Here is a 20,828-nt window from a genome sequence, read left to right as displayed (position 1 = left end):
GTGTCCTTGTAGTCGCTTAATCGCACCCGCCGCAAGCCATCATCGCAGCTGCCTCATCCGGCACCGCTGTCGGGTACTGGTTGTCGAAGCAAGCTGTACAGTGACCGCGGTTGTACTCATCGCCCTCGCGGCCGATGGCCGTAAGCAGTCCGTCCTTCGTCAAGAAATGGAGCGAGTCCGCATTAATCGCCTGACGAATCTCCTCGACCGACTTCACTGCGGCGATCAGCTCCTGCCGGCTCGGCGTATCGATGCCGTAGAAGCACGGATTCGCGAACGGCGGCGAGCTGATGCGCACGTGTACCTCAGTCGCACCTGCTTCACGAAGCAGGTTGACGATGCGAAGCGACGTCGTGCCGCGCACGATCGAGTCGTCGATCATGACGACGCGCTTGCCCTCGACGATGCTGCGCACCGCCGACAGCTTCATCTTCACGCCCTGCTCGCGCAGCTCTTGGCTCGGCTGGATGAACGTCCGGCCTGTATACCGATTCTTGATCAGTCCGAGCTCGTACGGAATACCCGTCTGCTCGGCATAGCCGATGGCAGCCGAGATGGAGGAATCTGGCACGCCCGTCACGATATCCGCGTCCACAAACGCCTCCATCGCCAGCTGACGACCCATCCGCTTACGAGCCGAATGAATGTTCGTCGAATCAATATCACTGTCCGGACGAGCGAAGTAGATGTACTCCATCGCGCAGATCGCCCGCTGCTTGAGCGGTGCGAACCGATCGACGGTCACCTTGCCAGTCGCACGGTCCAGCACGAGCAGCTCGCCCGGCTCGATGTCGCGCACATAGCGGCCGCCGACGGTGTCGAACGCACAGGACTCGGACGCGAACAGGCTCGCGCCGCCGAGCTCACCCATGACGAACGGGCGAAGCCCGTGCGGATCGCGCGCAACGATCAGCTTATCGTTCGTCAGGAACAAGAAAGCGAAGGCGCCTTCCACCTGCACGAGCGCATCCTTCACCGCCTGCACGATGTCGTCATGCTTCGAGCGGGCGATCAAGTGCGCCACGACCTCGGTATCACTCGTCGTCTGGAAGATCGAGCCGTCGCGCTCGAGACGCTTTTTCACCTCGGGTGCGTTGGTCAAGTTGCCGTTCGTCGCGATCGCCAGATCGCCCTCGCGGTACTTGAACACGAGCGGCTGCGCGTTCGTCAGCTTGCTCTCGCCCGACGTCGAATAGCGCACATGACCGATCGCTACAGAGCCGACCAGCTTGCCGAGCGTGTCGTTGTCGAACACTTCCTTCACGAGCCCCATGCCGCGATGGTAGTTAAACGTCTGACCGTTCGAGACACAGATGCCTGAGCTCTCCTGGCCGCGGTGCTGCAGCGCGTGCAGTCCGTAGTACGAGAGAGAGGCGGCATCGTCGTGACCGAACACGCCGAATACGCCGCACTCCTCTCGCAATTTATCGAACAAGCCGTCATGGCTGTTAATGCCTTCGTTGTAGAAATTGCCGGTCCAGAGCTGATGGCTAGCTCCGGACCCTTTCACGCGAACTTGTGCTCCTTGTCCAGCGACGATTAGCTCATCAGACATGGAATCGCATCCTTCCAGACCTTTTCTAGTTGTGTGACAGATGCATCAATGACCGAGCTTCCGTTAACGCTGACCTGCAGCTTGTCGCCGCCGACTGTACCGAGCACCTGCACCGGCACACCCTTCGCGCGAAGCAGAGCTTCGAGCTCGCCCGCCTTCTCCGGCGAAGCGCTGAGCAGGATGCGCGACTGGCTCTCACTGAACAGAGCGAAGTCTGGACGCAGTGCGGTCTCGACGTTCACCTTCGCGCCAAGACGACCGCTCATGCAGCTCTCTGCGAGCGCTACAGCAAGACCGCCGTCAGACAAGTCGTGCGCCGAAGCGACCAGACCTTGCTGGATCGCGCCAAGCACGGAGTCGAGCAATACTTTCTCTACCGCCAGATCGATCGCCGGAGGACGTCCTTCCGTTACGCCGTGGATGACGGACTGGAACTCACTTCCTCCGAGCTCTGCCTTCGTATCGCCGAGCAGCAGCACAACGTCGCCCTCGCGCTTGAAGCCTTGCGTCGTAATATGATCCACATCATGGATCAAGCCGACCATGCCGACCACTGGCGTCGGGTAGATCGCGCCCTTCGTGTTCTCGTTGTACAAGCTGACGTTACCGCCGATAACCGGCGTGTTCAGCTCGCGGCAAGCCTCCGCCATACCGTCCACCGACTTCTCCAGCTGCCAGAATATTTCCGGCTTCTCCGGGCTTCCGAAGTTCAGGTTATCGGTAATTGCGAGCGGCTCAGCGCCGGAGCATACGTTGTTACGCGCCGCTTCCGCGACCGCAATACGTCCGCCCACCTCTGGATCGAGGTACACGTAGCGTCCGTTGCAGTCTGTCGACATCGACAGCGCCTTGCGGGAGCCGCGGATCGTTACAACCGCTGCGTCAGAGCCCGGCTGAACGGCTGTGCTCGTGCGCACCATGTAGTCGTACTGGTTGTATACCCATTCCTTGCTTGCAACAGTAGGAGAAGCGAGCACCTTCAGCAGCGCATCCTGCAGGTCCGTCACTTCCGCATAGCGAGTCGTATCGACCGATGCGTTCGCCTCGTAGTAAGCCGGCACCTGCGAAGGCTTGTGGTACATCGGGCACTCGTCCACGAGCGCTGTCACCGGCATATCGCCGACCAGCTCGCCCTGATGGTACAGCTTCAGGTTGCCGTCGTCCGTCACTTTACCCACCTTCGCGCAATGCAGTCCCCAACGCTCGAAGATCGCCTTCGCCTGCTCTTCATGCTCAGGCTTCACGACGAACAGCATCCGCTCCTGCGACTCGGACAGCATCATCTCGTAAGGCGTCATGCCTTCCTCGCGCTGCGGCACCTCGTCGAGGTACAGCTCCATGCCGTTGCCCGCCTTGCTCGCCATCTCGGAGCTGGAGCACGTCAGACCTGCGGCGCCCATATCCTGAATACCGACGACGATACCGGAGTCGATCAGCTCGAGACATGCTTCGAGCACGAGCTTCTCCATGAACGGGTCGCCGACCTGCACAGCAGAGCGCTTCGCTTCGGATTCCGCCGTCAAGTCCTCGGAGGCGAACGTCGCGCCGTGAATACCGTCGCGGCCTGTCGCTGGACCTACGTAGAATACCGGGTTGCCGACGCCCTTCGCGACACCCTTTTGAATTTTATCGTGATCGATCAAGCCGACGCACATTGCGTTAACGAGCGGGTTACCCTCGTAGCTCTCATCGAACATAATTTCGCCGCCGACAGTCGGGATACCGATACAGTTGCCGTAGCCCGCAATACCGGACACGACGTGCTCGAACAAATATTTCACCCGATCGTTCGTCAGACGTCCGAAGCGCAAGCTGTTCAGCACCGCTACGGGACGCGCGCCCATCGAGAAGATGTCACGAATAATGCCACCTACGCCTGTAGCAGCGCCTTGGTACGGCTCCACCGCGGAAGGGTGGTTATGGCTTTCAATCTTGAACACGACCGCCTGGTTATCGCCGATATCGACGATACCCGCGCCTTCGCCCGGTCCCATCAGGACGCGTGGACCGCTCGTCGGGAACTTCTTCAGCACGACCTTGGAGTTCTTATAGGAGCAGTGCTCCGACCACATGACGCTGAATACGCCAATCTCGACGTAATTCGGCTTGCGACCGAGGAACCCGCATATTTTCTCATATTCGGAGTCTGATACGCCGAACTGCTTATAGATCTTCTGCTCTTCAATCTGTTGAGCCGTTGGCTCCTTAGCCGATAGCTGCTGCGCCATGCTTCTCCCTCCAAGTGCTCAAGATCGATGTAAACATACGTGCTCCGTCCGCCGAACCAAGAATGTCCGCAATGGCGCGCTCCGGATGCGGCATCATGCCGACCACGTTGCCTGCCTTGTTGCTGACGCCTGCGATGTCGTCCACCGAGCCGTTCGGGTTGTTGCCCGCTTCATAGCGGAAAATAATTTGGTTATTCGCCTTAAGCTCCGCCAGCGTCGCGTCGTCGCAGTAGTAGCTGCCTTCCCCGTGCGCAATCGGAATGTTGATGAGCTCGCCCTGCTTATATTCCTTCGTAAACGGATTGTCCGCGTTCACAACCTCCAGCATCGCCGCGTGGCAGCGGAACTTGAGCGCCTTATTGCGCAGCAATGCGCCTGGCAGCAGACCCGCCTCGGTCAAGATCTGGAAGCCGTTGCAGATGCCAAGCACGTACTTGCCCTGTGCCGCAGCCTCAACGAGCGCGTTCATGACAGGAGCGAACCGTGCGATCGCGCCGCAGCGCAAGTAGTCGCCGTAGGAGAAGCCTCCCGGCACTAGAATGCAGTCGTACTTGGATAGATCCGTAGCTGTATGCCACACATATTCAACAGGCTGTCCGATCGTGTCCTCAACCGCCTTGAAGCAGTCGATGTCACAGTTCGAGCCTGGAAACACCAGAACCGCGAAATTCATGCGTTGCTCCCCCTTTTATGTTAAGCCTCAACGAGCTCGTAGCGGTAGTCCTCAATGACCGTGTTCGCCAGCAGCTTCTCGCACATCGCCTTCACACGCTCTTCAGCAGCGGCGCGGTCGTTCGTGTTCAGATCGACCTCCAGGTATTTACCAATACGCACCTTGCCAACTTCGTCGAAGCCCATCGAGTGAAGCGCGCCTTGAACGGCGGTTCCTTGTACATCCAGTACGCTTTGCTTAATCGTTACGTATACGGTCGCTTTCAACATCTCAATCCGTGCCTCCCGGGGAATGGTTTATTGTAATCTATCCTTGCACCAAACGGTTATAAATGTCACGATAGCGGCGGCTCGTCTCCTCGACGACCTGCTGCGGCAGCGGGTCCGGCTCGCTGTTCTTGTCCCAGCTCGTTCCGGCGAGGTACGTGCGTACCGGCTCCTTATCCATGCTGTCGATCTCGATGTCCAGCTCATATTTATTCTGATCCCAGAAGCGCGAGGAGTCCGGGGTGAAGATTTCGTCTATGAGAATAATCTCGCCATCAATAAGTCCGAATTCGAATTTCGTATCCGCGAGTATAATGCCCCGCTCCGCACAGAACGCATGCGCGAACTCGTACAGCCGAATGCTCTTCTCCTGCAGCTGCTCGGTCAGCTCAGCGCCGACCAGCTCCTTCATCCGCTCGATCGAGATGTCCTCGTCGTGGCCGACGTCGTTCTTCGCCGCTGGCGTGAAGATCGGCTGCGGGCACTTCTCGTTCTTACGCATGCCTGCAGGCAGCTTATGTCCGTTCACCTCGCCGGTCTGCTGGTACTGTCTCCAGCCGCCGCCGGTAATGTAGCCGCGCACCACGCACTCGATATCGATGCGCTCCGCCTTCTTCGTCACCATGAAGCGATCCTTCATGATGTCGCGATCCGTAACGATGTCTCCGAGCTGCTCCACATCCGTATGCACAACGTGGTTCGGCTGAATCGACGCCGTCTGCTCGAACCAGAATCGGCTCAGCGAGTTCAGCACGCTGCCCTTGTACGGCACCGCCGGGCTCAGCACCCAGTCGAACGCCGAGATGCGGTCGGTAACCGCGATTAAGTAATGCTCACCGAGGTCGTACAGCTCGCGCACCTTGCCCTTGTACAGCAGCGGAGCCGTCACATACGACTGTGCGCTGGATATTGCGATTGCTTCCTTCTCACCCACGAGCGCCAGCCTCCTATTCGCTCAAGCCAAGACGCTTGAAGATCGTATCGACATGCTTCAGATGCCAGCTCGGGTTGAACGCATCGTCGATCTCGTCTGCGCTCAGCACGTCTGTAATCGCCGAAGTGCTCAGCACGATGTCGCGGAACGAGCGCTGCTCCTCCCACGCCTGCATCGCACGCGGCTGCACCGTGTCGTACGCCTGCTCGCGGCTGAAGCCCTTGTCGATCAGCTTCGTCATGACACGGCCGGAGAACGGCACACCATATGTCGACTGCATGTTGCGCTTCATGTTCTCAGGGAACACGGTCAAGTTCTTGATGATGTTGCCCAGACGATTGAGCATGTAGTTCAGCAAGATTGTTGCATCTGGTAAAATGACCCGCTCCACCGACGAGTGCGAGATGTCGCGCTCATGCCACAGCGTCACGTTCTCGTACGCCGAAATCATGTGGCCGCGAATGACGCGGGCAAGACCGGAGATGCTCTCGCAGCCGATCGGGTTGCGCTTGTGCGGCATCGCCGACGAGCCCTTCTGACCCTTCGCGAACGGCTCCTCCACCTCGCGGAACTCACTCTTCTGCAACGCGCGAATCTCCGTCGCGAACTTGTCTAGCGACGTCGCAACGAGCGCCAGCGTCGCCATATATTCGGCGTGACGGTCACGCTGCAGCGTCTGCGTCGAGATCGGCGCCGCCTTCGTGCCGAGCTTATCGCACACGTACTGCTCCACGAATGGATCGATGTTCGCGTACGTGCCGACCGCGCCGGAGATTTTACCGAACTGTACACCGTCCGCTGCATGGCGGAAGCGCTCGAGGTTCCGCTTCATTTCCTCGTACCAGAGCGCCATCTTCAAGCCGAACGTCGTCGGCTCGGCATGCACGCCATGCGTACGTCCCATCATCGGCGTATCCTTGTATGCAATGGCCTTATCGCGCAGGATGTCGATGAAGCTCACGATGTCCTTCTCGATAATTTCGTTCGCCTGTCTCAGCAAGTAGCCAAGCGCCGTATCGACAACGTCTGTCGATGTCAAGCCGTAATGCACCCACTTACGCTCGGGTCCGACCGTCTCGGATACAGCACGCGTGAAGGCGATCACATCGTGACGCGTCTCCTGCTCGATCTCATAGATCCGCTCAATATTGAAGCTTGCGTTCTTGCGCAGCTCGACAACGTCTTCCTTCGGGATAACGCCCAGCTCCGCCCACGCCTCACAGGACAGCAGCTCGACCTCCAGCCATGCCTTGAACTTGTTCTCTTCCGTCCAGATGTTGCCCATCTCGGGTCTTGTATAACGATCGATCATTGTATTGCAGCCTCCTATTTAACTCTTTCTTTAATTAGCGTCCCATATATGTGAAGCCTCTATCCAGCGAATGGCATCCTCATGCGTGTTCGCCAGCAGGTTGACGTGCCCCATCTTGCGGCCTTCCTTCGCCTCGTGCTTGCCATATAGATGAAGCTTCGCTGTCACTCCAGCGACATGCTCCGACTGTGGCTGCACGATCCAATCAAGCAGCGGCTGCACATGCTCGCCGAGCACGTTGACCATGACGACCGGCTGCATGAGAGCAGGATCGCCGAGCGGCAGGTTGCAGATCGCCCGCACATGCTGCTCGAACTGCGACGTCCGGCACGCCTCCATCGTGTAGTGCCCCGAATTGTGCGGCCGCGGCGCCAGCTCGTTGACGAACAGCTCGCCGTCCTCGGTCAGGAACAGCTCGACGGCGATCAGACCGATCACATCGAGCCCTTCGGCGATCATCTTGGCGATTGCTTCTGCACGCTCCAGCACGTCCGCATCGACTCGTGCCGGTGCGAACGACAGATGAAGTATGTTGTTCACATGCACGTTCTCAGCAGCAGGGAATACCTTCACCTCGCCGCGCGGACTGCGTGCCGCAATGACGGATATTTCCTTGGTGAAGCGTATAAACTGTTCAAGCACGAGCTCCGTACGCGCCTGACTGAGCGTTTCGTAAGCTTCGGCAATCTCCTCTTCGCTTCGAATGACCCACTGGCCCTTGCCGTCATAGCCGCCTGTCGCCGTCTTCAGCACGCATGGCGTGCCGAAGCGAGCCACCGCTGCCCGGAGCTCATCGACGCTGCCGATCTCGGCATACGGCGCTACCTTCACGCCTGTCGCCTCAATCGCCCGCTTCTCGCGCAGCCGATGCTGCGTCGTATACAGCAGCGTGCTGCCCTGCGGCACATAAGACTCTTGCATAAGCAACGCTGTCACATTCGCATCCACGTTCTCGAACTCGTACGTGATGACGTCTGACAGCTCAGCGAGCCTCCGCGCTGCCTCCACATCATCGTAGGCGGCCTCCAGCTGCTCGTCTGCCACCTGCGCGCAAGGCGCATCCGGCGTCGGCTCCAGCGTGACGAACCGATAGCCCATCGCCCGTCCGGCGAGCGCCAGCATGCGGCCGAGCTGACCGCCGCCCAATATTCCAATCGTCGAGCCTGGCGCAAGCACCTTCTGCGGGTCATAAGCCTTTATCTTTGCGTCTGGCTGCATCATCATCACTCCAGCACACTCTTCTCAATAACATCCTGTGCTACCTTCGCCCGACGCTCGACAAGACGCTGCTGCAGCTCTGGGTCGAACGCGCCTAGCAGCTGCGCTGCGTACAAGCCCGCGTTCTTCGCGCCCGCCTGCCCGATCGACATCGTGCCGACCGGCACGCCGCCTGGCATCTGCACGATCGAGTACAGCGAGTCGATCCCGCTCAGCGTCGACGACTTGACCGGCACGCCAATAACCGGCAGCACCGTCTTCGACGCCACCATGCCTGGCAGATGCGCAGCTCCGCCTGCTCCGGCGATAATAACCTTCAGACCTCGCTCCACCGCTGCCTCCGCGTATTGGAACATCAGATCCGGTGTCCGATGCGCGGACACGACTCTTTTCTCATAGGGCACCTCAAGCTCGTCCAGCACGTCACAGGCGTGCTTCATCGTCTCCCAGTCCGACTGGCTGCCCATAATAACACCAACTAGCACAGACATGATTATCCTCCGTTTATCGACATGTTTCGTCATAATGTATACAAATGAAAATCGCCCTTGAGATAGACTTCAGCACTGCTTACACAGCATTATCATCTATCGAAGGACGACAAGTTACTCAATCCTGATCGTTCAGGTCTTAAGCGCAAGTTAAGGTCAAGCACCTAGGGTACTGACCTTCTCTATTCGTAGCTTGCTCGTAGTCCAAAAATTTAAGGTTTTCGGGTAGAAACGTTCGGGCCATATTCCCGACATTATACGAGATTATTTAGTTAACGGTAGCCGCCCGCAGCACCCTTCAAGGGTCTACGTACAAGCACCTTTACAATTTCTTTACCAGCTTTTCACTACATCAGTTTAGCAGGGATTAACATGCGCTGTCAACTCGCAAATCCGAACATTCTCGTTTTTGTCACAAAAAATAGTTCGCATTTCCCGCGATATTTCACGTTGATTTACTTTCATTTTACAGCTGCTGCTTTCATTTCGGAAAGCTCTTTCATTCCTGCGAGCACCTCATCCCGACTGAGCCCGCCGCGCAGGAGCTGCTCCTCTGACAACTCCAGCCAGCCGGTGTACATCGCGCTCCCCAGCTCCAGCAGCTGCTGCCCTCGCTCCTGCTCTCCACCCTCAAGCCAGCCGTCCAACGCGTGATACAGTGCATCCTCACACTTGTCGTAGCGCTCATTCTCCCGGTAATACGACACGAGCTGCTCCCATACCTCAGCCGACCTCGGTGCGCGGCCGAGCAGCGTGATCGCTCCCTCCACGCGCAGGTCGATCTCGCTGAGCCACTCCTTGCCTTCCTCAAGAAGACGCACGGCAAGCAGCAGCTCCAGCGACTTCACACCTTCAGCCGCGGCCTCCTCCTGCAGACCGGCCTCGACGAGCAGAGCCGCGCGCACCTGCTGCATATCGCTGATGACGAGCGACTTGCCTACGTCCACAACTCCGCCCTGAGCGAGCAAGGCAAGCAGATCGTTCGTCGACAGACCACGCACGAGCTTCGAGTCAAGCCCGGCGAGCCGCTTCATTGCTTCGTTCAGCAGCGCCAGTCGTTGACGCAGCGCCTCTTGCTGATGCTTCGTTAGCACCTCATGAATCGCCTTCGCCGCATCCTGCAGCATCCTTACGATATAATCCCGTTGATACACGAATATCCCCCGCCTAGGAGTGTGTCTCCTCCATAATACGCTTATAGGTTACCTCATCACAGATGACGAACAGCTTGGCCTCTGCTGGAATCGGCTCCTTCAGCTTCTTATTAATGTTCATATCATGATTATCCGCTATTAATGTAGCCCCTTGTCGGAGCAACGCTAAGAACGCATCCTCGTACGTCTTCCATTCGCGACTTACGGGTATGTGGTGCAGGTCCGCTCCTCGTTGGCGACTTAGCAGCTGTGTAATTACACCTACGCTACCTTCATTCATCGCCGACCGGACAGCCAGTCTAGATACAGCATCATGGGATAGCACGAATTCATTGACATGCACATGCTTGAAGTTCTGAATGTGCTTCTCCAGCATAATCTCCACAGTCGTATGCACATGGGGAGCTACGCTCTCGATTGTGGACGCGAGCAGCAACGACTTCCCATCTACGAGCGAAGGCTCGTCGATTCTCGAATCCGCGAATATGATCGCGGACCGCGCGTTGCCAATATCGGCCATTTCCAATACTTCCATTGAGCTTGGGTCTCCGCTGATGAAATGAACATTCGGCTTATCGTATGGATGCTTAGGCAGCTCATCAATAATAACGACCTCGATCGTCGGGTCTGTGGACATAATCTCCTCCACCGCATACTGGGCCTTCTTACTCCAATTGGCGATGATCACGTGCCGCTTGCCATGAAATCTCAAATGACCCGCCTCCCTCTTCCTATGAAACGCTGCAACTCCATCCAAAATTTTACCAATGACTAAGCTCAGCAAGCCGATGCCGAATATATAAATGAAGATCGTAAGCACTTTACCTGAAACTGTCTCGGGTGAATAATCGCCATAACCAACCGTCGCCATCGTCGTCAACACGAAATACAAACTATTGAACCAGCTGCCAAAGTTGTCAGGCTCCATCCAATAGGCCAGCGTAGTAGCAGCTAGCACAAAGATCAGACATCCAACAATGAGTGCTGAGCTTTTCATTTTTAACAGCTTAATCGATAATCGAAGCAGCACAACGTGCAAGCGTATCCCCCCTTACTGAGAAATGATCATGTTCATCCAGCTACGTTCATTAAGACTCTTCCTGCTTACTAAACTGCGCCTTCACTTGCTCTCTCAGATGCTTCGGCACTAGCACGTAGAGGATGTCGCCCGTTTGAATGAAGGTCATTCCCTTTGGCGTAATAATTTTTTCATCCCGAACAATGGCCGTCACTAATGCTTCCTCCGGAAGCTCGGCATGTCTGATCTGCTTACCCTCGACGGGAGAGTTCTCCTCGACATCGATCTCGATAATCTCCGCATTCGTCCTTCCGATCGATACGAGCTCCAGAGTGTGCGGAACGGTCGCTTTTTTACCACCTAATAGTCCTAGCTTGTCAGCTAATAATGACACTGTTGAGCCTTGCACCAAGGCCGACGTGAGAACGACGAAGAATACGACATTGAAGATCAGCTGGCTGTTATCGATTCCTGCGATCATCGGATAGGTGGCGAGTACAATCGGTACGGCTCCCCGCAAGCCCGCCCAAGAGATGAACGTGATCTCCTTGAGGCTGAATTTCGTGAAGATCATACTTGCGAACACGCCGATTGGCCTTGCTACGAACATCAGTAGAATCGATAAGCCTAACCCTTGCCAGATGACGGAGAGCAGCTGATTCGGGAACACGAGCAGCCCCAGTAATATGAACATCAGAATCTGCATCATCCAAGCGAAGCCTTCGTTAAACCGGAAGATCGAGTGCCGATACGTAAGATCCGAGTTGCCGACGAGAACAGCCATCACGTAGACGGCTAGTAAGCCGCTTCCTTGGAGCATCGCTGTTCCGCTGTAGGTCAGAACGGCAAGCGCCATCGACAGCACCGGGTACAACCCTGACGAGTCGAGATTAATTTTGTTAATCATCCATACAGATAACTTACCTAAGAGTACACCCATCACAAGTCCTAAGCCCATCTGCCACACGAAGCCCCAGATGAGCGACATCAAGCTGGCATCCGGGTACTGAATCAATTCGATCAGCGAGATGGTCAAGAAGATCGCCATCGGGTCATTCGTTCCCGACTCGGCCTCCAGCGTCGCCGTCAGCTTCGGACGAATGTTCTTGTTCCCGAGGACAGCGAATATTGCCGCGGCATCGGTGGACCCGACGATTGCACCGAAGAGCAGCCCTTCCAGCCAAGACAATCCAAGTATGTACTTGGCAAGCACGCCGATAATGACGGTCGTAATCAACACGCCCACTGTCGCTAGCGTAGCTGAGGGACCGATCACCTGCTTCACATTGCTCCATTTCGTCTGAAGTCCGCCTTCGAACAAAATGACGATCAACGCCACAATTCCGAACAATTGCGTCAGGTAGGCGCTGTCATAGTAAATAAACTTACTCAGCACCATGCCCACTGCAATAAAGAACACAAGAGACGGCACGCCGAGCCGAGATGAGAACTTCGTGGTGATGACGCCCACAATTAATAATGTAGAGAAAAGTAAGATCGAGCTATCGACTGTAAATGGCACCCCTGGACCTCCTCACCGCACCTGTTGAGCGAAATATGCTGCTAATCCATCACGAGCTTCCGCGGATCTGCTTCTATATATTGTACCATTACAGGTAAAGGTAGGCACGTCTTTCAGCATAAACGGGCATAATCATTTCCATTTTCAACCCATGGATATTTTTGCGTATTGCTTCATAAGGAACGCTTATGATAAATTCATTTAAGCCGAATCGCACAGGCTTCTTCATGCTGCTCGTACGGGGGACTCTTTACTTGGGGTGAATGGCAGTTGACATGCGCTTGAATCTTCCTTGCGCACAAGACGGCCTAGGGAAATCCTCTTCCCGAACCCGACAACTAACCTCGGAGGCTTATATAGGAGGGATACAATTGCATACTTCTGTGAAAAAAATGCTGCTCGCAGCTTTATTGGTGCTGCCTGCTGCTCTATATTCACCATCTGGCACCTATGCAGCAGTACAGACGGATATTAAAGTACAGATCAACGACAAGCTCGTTCAATTCCAGGACGCCAAGCCTGTTGTCGTCGACAATTCGAAGCTGCAGGTGCCAGCACGTACAATTGTGGACGAGCTCGGCTATAGCCTTGAATGGCAAATGGACGGTCAACAAATAACCGTCACCATTCAGAACGAAGAGACAAGCTTGACGCTGACAACCGGCGAGAAGGTCATCTCTGTCAACGAGCAGACCACCGAAGTCGAGAGTGCGCCGCGCCTCGTCGACGGACGCGTCTATGTCCCTTTCCGACTCATCTCCGACACCTTCGGAGCGACGACGCAATGGGATGCGACGAACCGAATCGCGATTCTTGGCACAGACGGACGCTATTACGCTCCGGCGTGGTACCGACCACTAATCAATAACCGCACGTTTACGAAGGTAATCAAAGCTAAGGCGTCCGCTTACACCGCTACTCCATTAGAGAACGGCGGTTATGCAGCGCTTGATTATATGGGTAACACGTTGAGTCTAGGCACCGTCGCTGTCGATCCGTCTGTCATTCCGCTCGGCAGTCAAGTATATATCGAAGGCTATACGCATGAAGGGCTACCGGTCGGCGGCATGTTCGGTACAGCTACCGATACCGGTGGTGCGATTAAGGGCAACAAGGTCGACATCTTCGTCCCACAGTCCAGAGATCAAGCTTGGCGCTTCGGCATTCAAGATGTGAAGGTTTACGTATTAGCTCCTTAAACTTGTTAAGTGAAGTGAAGCAGATTAGCTGATAACAGCTAGCCTGCTTTTTTAGCTAGACCAGGTACCTATCACGGCTTCAATACAACCTTAATACATCCATCCTTCTTCCCGTCAAAAAGCTCATACATCCGCGGCGCATCCGACAAGCTCGCCCGATGTGTAATAATGTCCGTCGGGTCCAGCTTGTTCGTCGTGATAAGCTCATACAAGTGCGGCATGTAGTGAATGACCGGAGCTTGGCCCATCTTCAATACGATGTTGCGTGCGAACAAGTCTCCTAGCGGAAACGCATTATACCGCAGCCCATATACGCCGATGAGCTGGATCGTACCGGTCTTCCTCACAGCCTGCGACGCAATTTGGATCGCTCCCATCGAACCGCCTTGAAGCATGAGCGCTGTCTCGATCTTCTCCACCAACGTCATCTTCCCATCCATCCCGACACAATCGATCACGACCTCGGCGCCGCCGCCTGTTAGCTCCTTCAGGTAGCTTCCGATGTTCGCTTCCTTCTCGAAGTTAACAATCTCAACCCCGTTCACGCGCTTCGCATGCTCCAGCCGATAGTTGATGTAATCGACCGCGATGACGCGCTTCGCCCCCTTCATCCAAGCGAACTTCTGTGTCAGCAGACCGACAGGACCACAGCCGAGCACAATAACCGTATCCCCCGGCTTGACGCCTGCGTTATCCACTCCCCAGTAGGCGGTCGGAATAATGTCAGAGAGGAACAGCAGCTTCTCATCCTCAAGCTCACAGCTCTCTGGAACCTTGAACGGCACGAAGTTGCCATATGGCACTCTTAAGTATTCAGCCTGCCCCCCAGCATAGCCACCGAACGTATCCGAATAACCGAAGTACGCACCGACCTCTCCGTTCGGATTCGCATTATCGCATTGACTCTCCTGCTGATGCTGGCAGTAGAAGCATTGGCCGCACGCAATATTGAACGGAATAATGACCCGATCACCTTTTTTCACATGGGTAACATCAGGTCCGACTTCCTCCACAATGCCCATCGGCTCATGGCCTATAACGAAGTTCTTGGGCATATTGGGAACCATCCCGTGATACAGGTGCAGGTCAGAGCCGCATATGGCCGTGCTCGTCAGTCTAATGATTAGGTCATCGCGCTTCTCGATCATCGGGTCCTGTACGTCCTTGACCATTATTTTTTGAATCCCTTGATACGTAACGGCTTTCATGTCAGGCTCCTTCTTGTTTTTGCGTGTAATATGCCACCCGACTAGCCGTTGTATTCAGATACAGGATATAGAAGCAATAACACCTTAATATTTCCAATGTATACATATATAAGCCGAACGATGCACGACTACAACAATATCTTATATGGATTCGACAAAACATATAAACTTATTCGACATACTCCTGAAGTATAATATAGACGTAGTGCTGAAATACCATTTATCTAGGCGGGGGAACTTCATATTTTGTCGGTTCATCGCGAATCCCCAAGATGCATATGTACGACCACCAAGGAGGAATGTAAAGTGAAGAAGAAAGTGTCCGCTTTATTAGCAGAGCATTTCAATCGTTGGGGAATTACACATGTGTTCGGCGTACCGGGTAAAGCGGTATGTCCGTTGTTGTTCGAGCTCGAAAACGAAAATGTGACCTTCGTCCTCAGCCGACATGAAGCTGGTGCAGGTTATCAGGCTTCCGGCTATGCACTCACACACCAATCACTGGGTGTAGCTGTAGGCACGACTGGTCCAGGCGGTACGAACCTACTCACAGCAGCCGCGCAGGCCAAAGCATATCATCTGCCGGTTCTATTCATTACGGGTCATCAGCCCATTGAAGCTACAGGCAAAGCCCAAGGGCAAGATTCGAGCCAATTCGGTACGGACCTGACACGAATGTTCGAGCCTGTGACCTTGTTCAGCGCACGTATAGAGCGTAAGGAGCAACTTATGCTATACTTAAGGCACGCGATTGAGCAGGCTATGACTGGCAAGCGAGGACCTGTTCATCTCTCAATCCCTTACGATGTCTATATGGAAGAGGTCGAATCGTTCTATATTCCGCTGCCCACGGATATTCCTTCTGTCGTGTCGTCCGATATTGAGAACGTCGTACCATTGATCAACAATGCCAAGAAGCCGGTTCTTTTTATAGGCAAGGGCGTCGGCATTGCAGGTGCTTATGAAGAAGTGCGACAAGTCGCCGAAGGCTGGAACATTCCTGTTATCACTACTCCATGTGGCAAAGGCGCCTTCCCTTCTACTCATCCGCTAAGCTTAGGCGGTTTTGGCCTTGGAGGGACCGAGGATGCGTCCCACTATTTAAGATCCGGTACGGACCTCATGATCGTCATTGGTACGAAGCTCAGCGATATGTCTCTAGCCGGCTTTACTCCTGAGATGTACCCACACTCTGTTCTGCACTTCGATTGTGATGTAACCTTTACAGGCAAATCGATTCCCGTTCCTAGCAAGGTTGTTCTTGGCGATGCAAAAGCCAACCTACAGAAACTACTCCAAGTGGCCACCCCTCCATACTGTACAACCTTCTCGGAAGTCGCAGCGACATTAACCGAGCCAGATTCCAGCGAAGCTCCAATTACAACAGCTCTTACAGCCAAACAAACGGTCAAAACCATGCGCGCCCTCTTACCCCAAGATTCGATTCTGTTCGGGGATGATGGAAGTCATACGTTCTATGCAGTTCGTCATTTTGATATTTACGAGCCAGGCACCTTCTTCTTCGATGACGTGTTTGGTGCGATGGGACATGCGATCGGGTTCGCGATCGGAGCGAAGATCGGTGCTCCTGACCGGACGATCGTATGCTTAACAGGGGATGGCTGTACATTTATGCACGGCACTGAGTTTTCCACAGCAAGGAATCATCACATTCCCGTTATCTTCATCGTTCTGAACAACGGTCAGCTCGATATGGTCGAGAAGGGCATGTCTTATTCTACAGGCCGGTCCGTAGGAACTATCTATGAGACCAGGCTCGACGTAGCTCAATTTGCCGCATCCATGGGCGTCCCATCGTTCCGCTGCACAACAGAGCATGAACTGGCAGAAGCGATCACATCCTCCTTGAATGCCGATGGTCCTGTCGTTATTGAGGCCATTGTGGATCCCAAGGAGGTTCCGCCAACACTGTCCAGAGTCGTGCAGCTGAAATAAGGAGGGAGTATACGAATATGAACACACGTTTTGACCGTGGAATGGAGACGTTGCGCAAATTATCGGGCGGACAAGGAACAGACCCTCTGGATAGCATCAAGCGCTTCAGTCCCGATTTCTATCATATGATCATTGAATTCGGCTTTGGCGATGTGTACTCTCGTACCCAGCTTGATCTGAAGCAGAGGAATCTGCTGACTCTGTCTTCCTTGATTACACAAGGAGCCGAGGGGCAGCTGCCCTTCCATCTGAATGCGGCATTGAATGTGGGATTGACTCCAGAAGAGATTGTCGAGGTCATTATGCACTGTACCGCGTATGCCGGATTCCCTAAGGGCTGCGGAGCGCTTGCCGTAGCGATGAAGTTTTTCCAAGAGCGTAATATTTCGTTAACCAAAGAATACGCCCTACGTTAATTATCACACCGGGAGGTCCTTCATGACCACAGCCACTATAGCCAGTTCCAATGTACCAACTACGCTGCTCGACATCTATGAACGTCTCAGCTCCAAGCTGCTGACCTACACTCTGATCGGCATGGGGGTCATGAGCTGCTTTCCTATCTTTGTGATCTTCTACATGCTTGAGCTGGTGGACCTGCAGCAGTTCATTTCTTTCTACATTACGATGATCACCTTGAGCGTCATGACCTATATCCTTTTCAGGCTCGTCCATCAGAAGCCCGTCGGCAAGTTTTTACTTAATGCGTTTTCCTTTGTACTCAGCTTTATCGTCATCTGGTTCATTCCTTCAACTATGGCTTGGCTGACCTTTTTTATGACGTTGTTATTTTCATTGCCCTATCTTCACACAAGAATCATGTGCTTCTCTATCGTGTACGGCATGGCTGGTATGGCCATCCACTTTACGTACAATCCTTATTTTCTTACGTATGAGCTCATAGACCTGATTGTCATCAACTGCCTGTATCTAATGTGTGGCTTAAGTGGCATCTCCGTTTGCTTGATCGGACGGAAGATTATTAAGGATGTATTGAATAGCGAGAAGCTCGCTCAAGACAATCAACGTAAGAGCAATGAAATTTTACATCAAGTTAAAAAATCGCTCGAAATCCTCACCCAATTTTATAGTTTGCTTCAAGATACGGTACGTAAAACAGACGAGTCCTCCGCACATATTGCGGATCGATTCGGGGTTATGTCTGGCGCCTTCAACAGGCAGGCTACGGAGATTATTGAAACGAATCAATCCATTGAATCGACCAATCACAATGTGCAGCTAGTCGCAGACCGATTCAAGACCATTCGTGAGCTTTCCGTCGAAATCTCAAATGTTACCGATGAAGGCGATGTCAAAGTCAATCAATTGCTCAGTGAAATCGACGAGCTGGCTCAAATGATTACGAGCACTGTTAAGCTTCTGGAAATGCTTGACGAGCAAAATGATAAGATCAGTCACATGATCTCTACCATTCGCGATATCTCCGAGCAGACGAATCTCTTATCTCTTAATGCATCGATTGAAGCAGCTCGCGCAGGTGAACATGGAACGGGCTTCGCGGTTGTCGCCCACGAAATACGCAAGCTGGCTAACCGCTCCCAGCAATCCTCAGCCGAAATTACGGCTATACTCGAGTTCATTCAGGAACAGACAGAGCTTGTAACGGAGCAAGTTAGAATTGGGCAAAAAACCGCCCTTCAAGGGAAATCCATCGGTCAAGATGCAGGCGGTAAATTCAAAACCATATTGGTCGAAACGTCTAAAGCTGCCACTCAAACGAAGGAAATTGACGAGCTCTTCTATGATGTTGAATCTAGCTTCAGCGCTATCTATCATAAGATTATGTCCATATCTATGATTACAGAGAAATCAAGCGGTCAGCTGTCTGATATGACAAAGGACATTAACTTCCAGAAAGATCAGGTTAATAAGCTGGTGGCCAGCTCCAAGCAGCTGGAGGACATTATTAATGAGCTGAATCAATTAACAAACTGGTCTCCACAAACGAGCCCATTAGCTGCAAAAGGCTAGAACGCTCACAAGCTTCATGAACTGAGCTGGTGACGAAATAACGTCCATCAACTCGCTTCAGAGGTATAGCTCGAATGAGATACAAAAAAGAGTCTTTTTGGTTTTATCCAAAAAGACTCTTTTTTTTGCTTGGCGACGTCCTACTCTCCCGGGACCCTGCGGTCCAAGTACCATCGGCGCTGGAAGGCTTAACGGTCGTGTTCGGGATGGGTACGCGTGGTTCCCTTCCGCCATCATCACCAAACCTCAAAGTTTTGCAAAGCAAAACTACTTCGAAAGCATTAGATTTTTATGCTGACATCACTTCTTCGAGATTCGACAATAAAATATCCAACCTTGAAAAGGACATGCAGCTTAAAACTCAAGGCTATTGCACCTTGAAAACTGGATACGAAACTCAAGCACGCTGATGCTCTATATTAGCTTTATGAGATGTACATCCCATAATTTTTTAGGATAAGCCCTCGACCGATTAGTATTCGTCAGCTACACACGTTACCGCACTTACACCCCGAACCTATCAACCTCGTCGTCTACAAGGGGTCTTACATACTGGGAAATCTCATCTTGAGGGGGGCTTCACGCTTAGATGCTTTCAGCGCTTATCCCGTCCGTACTTGGCTATCCAGCCGTGCTCCTGGCGGAACAACTGGTACACCAGCGGTACGTCCATCCCGGTCCTCTCGTACTAAGGACAGCTCCTCTCAAATTTCCTACGCCCGCGACAGATAGGGACCGAACTGTCTCACGACGTTCTGAACCCAGCTCGCGTACCGCTTTAATGGGCGAACAGCCCAACCCTTGGGACCTACTTCAGCCCCAGGATGCGATGAGCCGACATCGAGGTGCCAAACCTCCCCGTCGATGTGGACTCTTGGGGGAGATAAGCCTGTTATCCCCAGGGTAGCTTTTATCCGTTGAGCGATGGCCCTTCCATACGGTACCACCGGATCACTAAGCCCGACTTTCGTCCCTGCTCGACCTGTTTGTCTCGCAGTCAAGCTCCCTTATGCCTTTGCACTCTGCGAATGATTTCCAACCATTCTGAGGGAACCTTAGGGCGCCTCCGTTACATTTTAGGAGGCGACCGCCCCAGTCAAACTGCCCACCTGACACTGTCCCCATACCGGATTACGGTACCAGGTTAGAACTCCGATACGATCAGGGTGGTATCCCAACGGCGCCTCCACCGAAGCTGGCGCTCCGGCTTCTCAGGCTCCCACCTATCCTGTACAGATCGTACCAAAGTCCAATATCAAGCTGCAGTAAAGCTCCATGGGGTCTTTCCGTCTTGTCGCGGGTAACCTGCATCTTCACAGGTATTAAAATTTCACCGGATCTCTCGTCGAGACAGCGCCCAAGTCGTTACGCCATTCGTGCGGGTCAGAATTTACCTGACAAGGAATTTCGCTACCTTAGGACCGTTATAGTTACGGCCGCCGTTTACTGGGGCTTCGGTTCACAGCTTCGGATTGCTCCTAACCGCTCCCCTTAACCTTCCAGCACCGGGCAGGCGTCAGCCCGTATACTTCGCCTTGCGGCTTCGCACAGACCTGTGTTTTTGCTAAACAGTCGCTTGGGCCTTTTCACTGCGGCCCCCTCGGGCTATTCACCCTACCGAGGCACCCCTTCTCCCGAAGTTACGGGGTCATTTTGCCGAGTTCCTTAACGAGAGTTCTTCCGCGCGCCTTAGCATGCTCTGCTCGCCTACCTGTGTCGGTTTGCGGTACGGGCACCTTCTCCCTGGCTAGAGGCTTTTCTTGGCAGCTTGAACTCATGACCTTCGGTACTTATATTTCCCTCCCCATCACAGCTCAGCCTTACGGTTAGCGGATTTGCCTACTAACCAGCCTCGCTGCTTGGACGGACATCCATCAGTCCGCGTCACTATCCTTCTGCGTCACCCCATTGCTCATAACGGTTCACGGTGGTACAGGAATTTCAACCTGTTGTCCTTCGACTACGCCTTTCGGCCTCGCCTTAGGTCCCGACTTACCCTGAGCGGACGAGCCTTCCTCAGGAACCCTTAGGCTTACGGCGGATCAGATTCTCACTGATCTTTTCGTTACTCATACCGGCATTCTCACTTGTATGCAGTCCAC

The 20,828-nt window shown here is 53.9% G+C and carries 16 protein-coding genes, 2 rRNA genes and 2 riboswitches (1 of these 20 only partly in view); of the genes, 4 read left to right on the top strand and 14 right to left on the bottom strand.

Annotation, left to right across the window (positions count from 1 at the left end):
- Nucleotides 1-16 precede the first annotated feature (16 nt).
- From purF to PAE68_RS04715, 11 genes are all read right to left on the bottom strand, one after another.
- Complete coding sequence (gene purF / locus PAE68_RS04765) at nt 17-1,555, bottom strand: amidophosphoribosyltransferase (protein WP_281884603.1); 1,539 nt, start codon at nt 1,553-1,555, stop codon at nt 17-19.
- The gene (purL, locus tag PAE68_RS04760; RefSeq protein ID WP_281884601.1) at nt 1,540-3,783 is read right to left on the bottom strand and encodes a phosphoribosylformylglycinamidine synthase subunit PurL; all 2,244 of its coding nucleotides are present in this window, start codon (nt 3,781-3,783) and stop codon (nt 1,540-1,542) included. The genes purF and purL overlap by 16 nt, the downstream gene beginning before the upstream one ends.
- Entirely contained in the window at nt 3,761-4,456 is a 696-nt protein-coding gene (gene purQ / locus PAE68_RS04755) for a phosphoribosylformylglycinamidine synthase subunit PurQ (RefSeq protein ID WP_281884599.1), read from the bottom strand. Before purQ ends, purL begins: the two co-directional genes overlap by 23 nt.
- Before the next feature lie 20 nt (nt 4,457-4,476).
- A complete protein-coding gene (gene purS / locus PAE68_RS04750; RefSeq protein ID WP_281884597.1) occupies nt 4,477-4,725 on the bottom strand; it encodes a phosphoribosylformylglycinamidine synthase subunit PurS in 249 nt (82 codons plus the stop codon).
- A gap of 37 nt (nt 4,726-4,762) precedes the next feature.
- Complete coding sequence (locus tag PAE68_RS04745; RefSeq protein ID WP_397378167.1) at nt 4,763-5,656, bottom strand: phosphoribosylaminoimidazolesuccinocarboxamide synthase; 894 nt, start codon at nt 5,654-5,656, stop codon at nt 4,763-4,765.
- A 13-nt stretch (nt 5,657-5,669) separates the two neighbouring features.
- A complete protein-coding gene (gene purB / locus PAE68_RS04740) occupies nt 5,670-6,968 on the bottom strand; it encodes an adenylosuccinate lyase (RefSeq protein WP_281884595.1) in 1,299 nt (432 codons plus the stop codon).
- A 30-nt stretch (nt 6,969-6,998) separates the two neighbouring features.
- Nucleotides 6,999-8,186, bottom strand: a complete 1,188-nt coding sequence (gene purK, locus PAE68_RS04735; RefSeq protein ID WP_281884593.1) for a 5-(carboxyamino)imidazole ribonucleotide synthase — start codon at nt 8,184-8,186, stop codon at nt 6,999-7,001.
- Between the two features lie 5 nt (nt 8,187-8,191).
- Complete coding sequence (gene purE / locus PAE68_RS04730; protein WP_281884591.1) at nt 8,192-8,677, bottom strand: 5-(carboxyamino)imidazole ribonucleotide mutase; 486 nt, start codon at nt 8,675-8,677, stop codon at nt 8,192-8,194.
- Between the two features lie 180 nt (nt 8,678-8,857).
- Nucleotides 8,858-8,959: riboswitch (purine riboswitch) on the bottom strand.
- Nucleotides 8,960-9,138: 179 nt separating this feature from the next.
- Nucleotides 9,139-9,831 carry a DUF6483 family protein gene (locus PAE68_RS04725; protein WP_281884589.1) on the bottom strand — a complete coding sequence of 231 codons (693 nt, stop codon included), beginning with the start codon at nt 9,829-9,831 and terminating at the stop codon, nt 9,139-9,141.
- Nucleotides 9,832-9,844: 13 nt separating this feature from the next.
- Complete coding sequence (locus PAE68_RS04720) at nt 9,845-10,861, bottom strand: potassium channel family protein (protein WP_309299352.1); 1,017 nt, start codon at nt 10,859-10,861, stop codon at nt 9,845-9,847.
- Between the two features lie 58 nt (nt 10,862-10,919).
- The gene (locus PAE68_RS04715; RefSeq protein ID WP_281884585.1) at nt 10,920-12,371 is read right to left on the bottom strand and encodes a potassium/proton antiporter; all 1,452 of its coding nucleotides are present in this window, start codon (nt 12,369-12,371) and stop codon (nt 10,920-10,922) included.
- Between the two features lie 194 nt (nt 12,372-12,565).
- Nucleotides 12,566-12,739: riboswitch (cyclic di-AMP (ydaO/yuaA leader) on the top strand.
- Between the two features lie 3 nt (nt 12,740-12,742).
- Between PAE68_RS04715 and PAE68_RS04710 the strand changes: the two genes are divergently transcribed.
- Nucleotides 12,743-13,570: a stalk domain-containing protein gene (locus tag PAE68_RS04710; protein ID WP_281884583.1), complete on the top strand. Its 828-nt coding sequence runs from the start codon at nt 12,743-12,745 to the stop codon at nt 13,568-13,570.
- Nucleotides 13,571-13,641: 71 nt separating this feature from the next.
- Here the strand turns inward: PAE68_RS04710 and PAE68_RS04705 are convergent, their stop codons facing one another.
- Nucleotides 13,642-14,778 carry a zinc-dependent alcohol dehydrogenase gene (locus PAE68_RS04705; RefSeq protein WP_281884581.1) on the bottom strand — a complete coding sequence of 379 codons (1,137 nt, stop codon included), beginning with the start codon at nt 14,776-14,778 and terminating at the stop codon, nt 13,642-13,644.
- 306 nt (nt 14,779-15,084) lie between these two features.
- Between PAE68_RS04705 and PAE68_RS04700 the strand changes: the two genes are divergently transcribed.
- From PAE68_RS04700 to PAE68_RS04690, 3 genes are read left to right on the top strand one after another with little or no spacing between them, the layout of a single operon-like run.
- Nucleotides 15,085-16,734, top strand: coding sequence for a thiamine pyrophosphate-binding protein (locus PAE68_RS04700; protein WP_281884579.1), 1,650 nt, complete (start codon nt 15,085-15,087; stop codon nt 16,732-16,734).
- Nucleotides 16,735-16,751: 17 nt separating this feature from the next.
- Nucleotides 16,752-17,150: a carboxymuconolactone decarboxylase family protein gene (locus PAE68_RS04695; protein ID WP_281884577.1), complete on the top strand. Its 399-nt coding sequence runs from the start codon at nt 16,752-16,754 to the stop codon at nt 17,148-17,150.
- Nucleotides 17,151-17,172: 22 nt separating this feature from the next.
- Nucleotides 17,173-18,726 (top strand): methyl-accepting chemotaxis protein, encoded by a 1,554-nt coding sequence (locus PAE68_RS04690; RefSeq protein ID WP_281884575.1) that lies wholly within the window; start codon nt 17,173-17,175, stop codon nt 18,724-18,726.
- Between the two features lie 127 nt (nt 18,727-18,853).
- On the opposite strand, the gene rrf is transcribed toward PAE68_RS04690, so the two are convergent.
- A 5S ribosomal RNA gene (rrf, locus tag PAE68_RS04685) occupies nt 18,854-18,970 on the bottom strand.
- A 208-nt stretch (nt 18,971-19,178) separates the two neighbouring features.
- Nucleotides 19,179-20,828 (bottom strand): 23S ribosomal RNA (locus tag PAE68_RS04680) (it continues 1,397 nt past the right edge of the window).

Origin of the sequence: Paenibacillus sp. YYML68 (genome assembly GCF_027923405.1) — a bacterium.
Classification (GTDB): domain Bacteria; phylum Bacillota; class Bacilli; order Paenibacillales; family NBRC-103111; genus Paenibacillus_G.
The sequence above is the reverse complement of the archived record's forward strand: the minus strand, read 5'-3'. Positions and strand labels throughout refer to the sequence as shown.

Coding starts and splice junctions, on each gene's coding strand:
- purF (WP_281884603.1), bottom strand. CDS start 1,555: ATGTCTGATGAGCTAATCGTCGCTGGACAAGGAGCACAAGTTCGCGTG.
- purL (WP_281884601.1), bottom strand. CDS start 3,783: ATGGCGCAGCAGCTATCGGCTAAGGAGCCAACGGCTCAACAGATTGAA.
- purQ (WP_281884599.1), bottom strand. CDS start 4,456: ATGAATTTCGCGGTTCTGGTGTTTCCAGGCTCGAACTGTGACATCGAC.
- purS (WP_281884597.1), bottom strand. CDS start 4,725: ATGTTGAAAGCGACCGTATACGTAACGATTAAGCAAAGCGTACTGGAT.
- purB (WP_281884595.1), bottom strand. CDS start 6,968: ATGATCGATCGTTATACAAGACCCGAGATGGGCAACATCTGGACGGAA.
- purK (WP_281884593.1), bottom strand. CDS start 8,186: ATGCAGCCAGACGCAAAGATAAAGGCTTATGACCCGCAGAAGGTGCTT.
- purE (WP_281884591.1), bottom strand. CDS start 8,677: ATGTCTGTGCTAGTTGGTGTTATTATGGGCAGCCAGTCGGACTGGGAG.
- PAE68_RS04705 (WP_281884581.1), bottom strand. CDS start 14,778: ATGAAAGCCGTTACGTATCAAGGGATTCAAAAAATAATGGTCAAGGAC.
- PAE68_RS04695 (WP_281884577.1), top strand. CDS start 16,752: ATGAACACACGTTTTGACCGTGGAATGGAGACGTTGCGCAAATTATCG.
- PAE68_RS04690 (WP_281884575.1), top strand. CDS start 17,173: ATGACCACAGCCACTATAGCCAGTTCCAATGTACCAACTACGCTGCTC.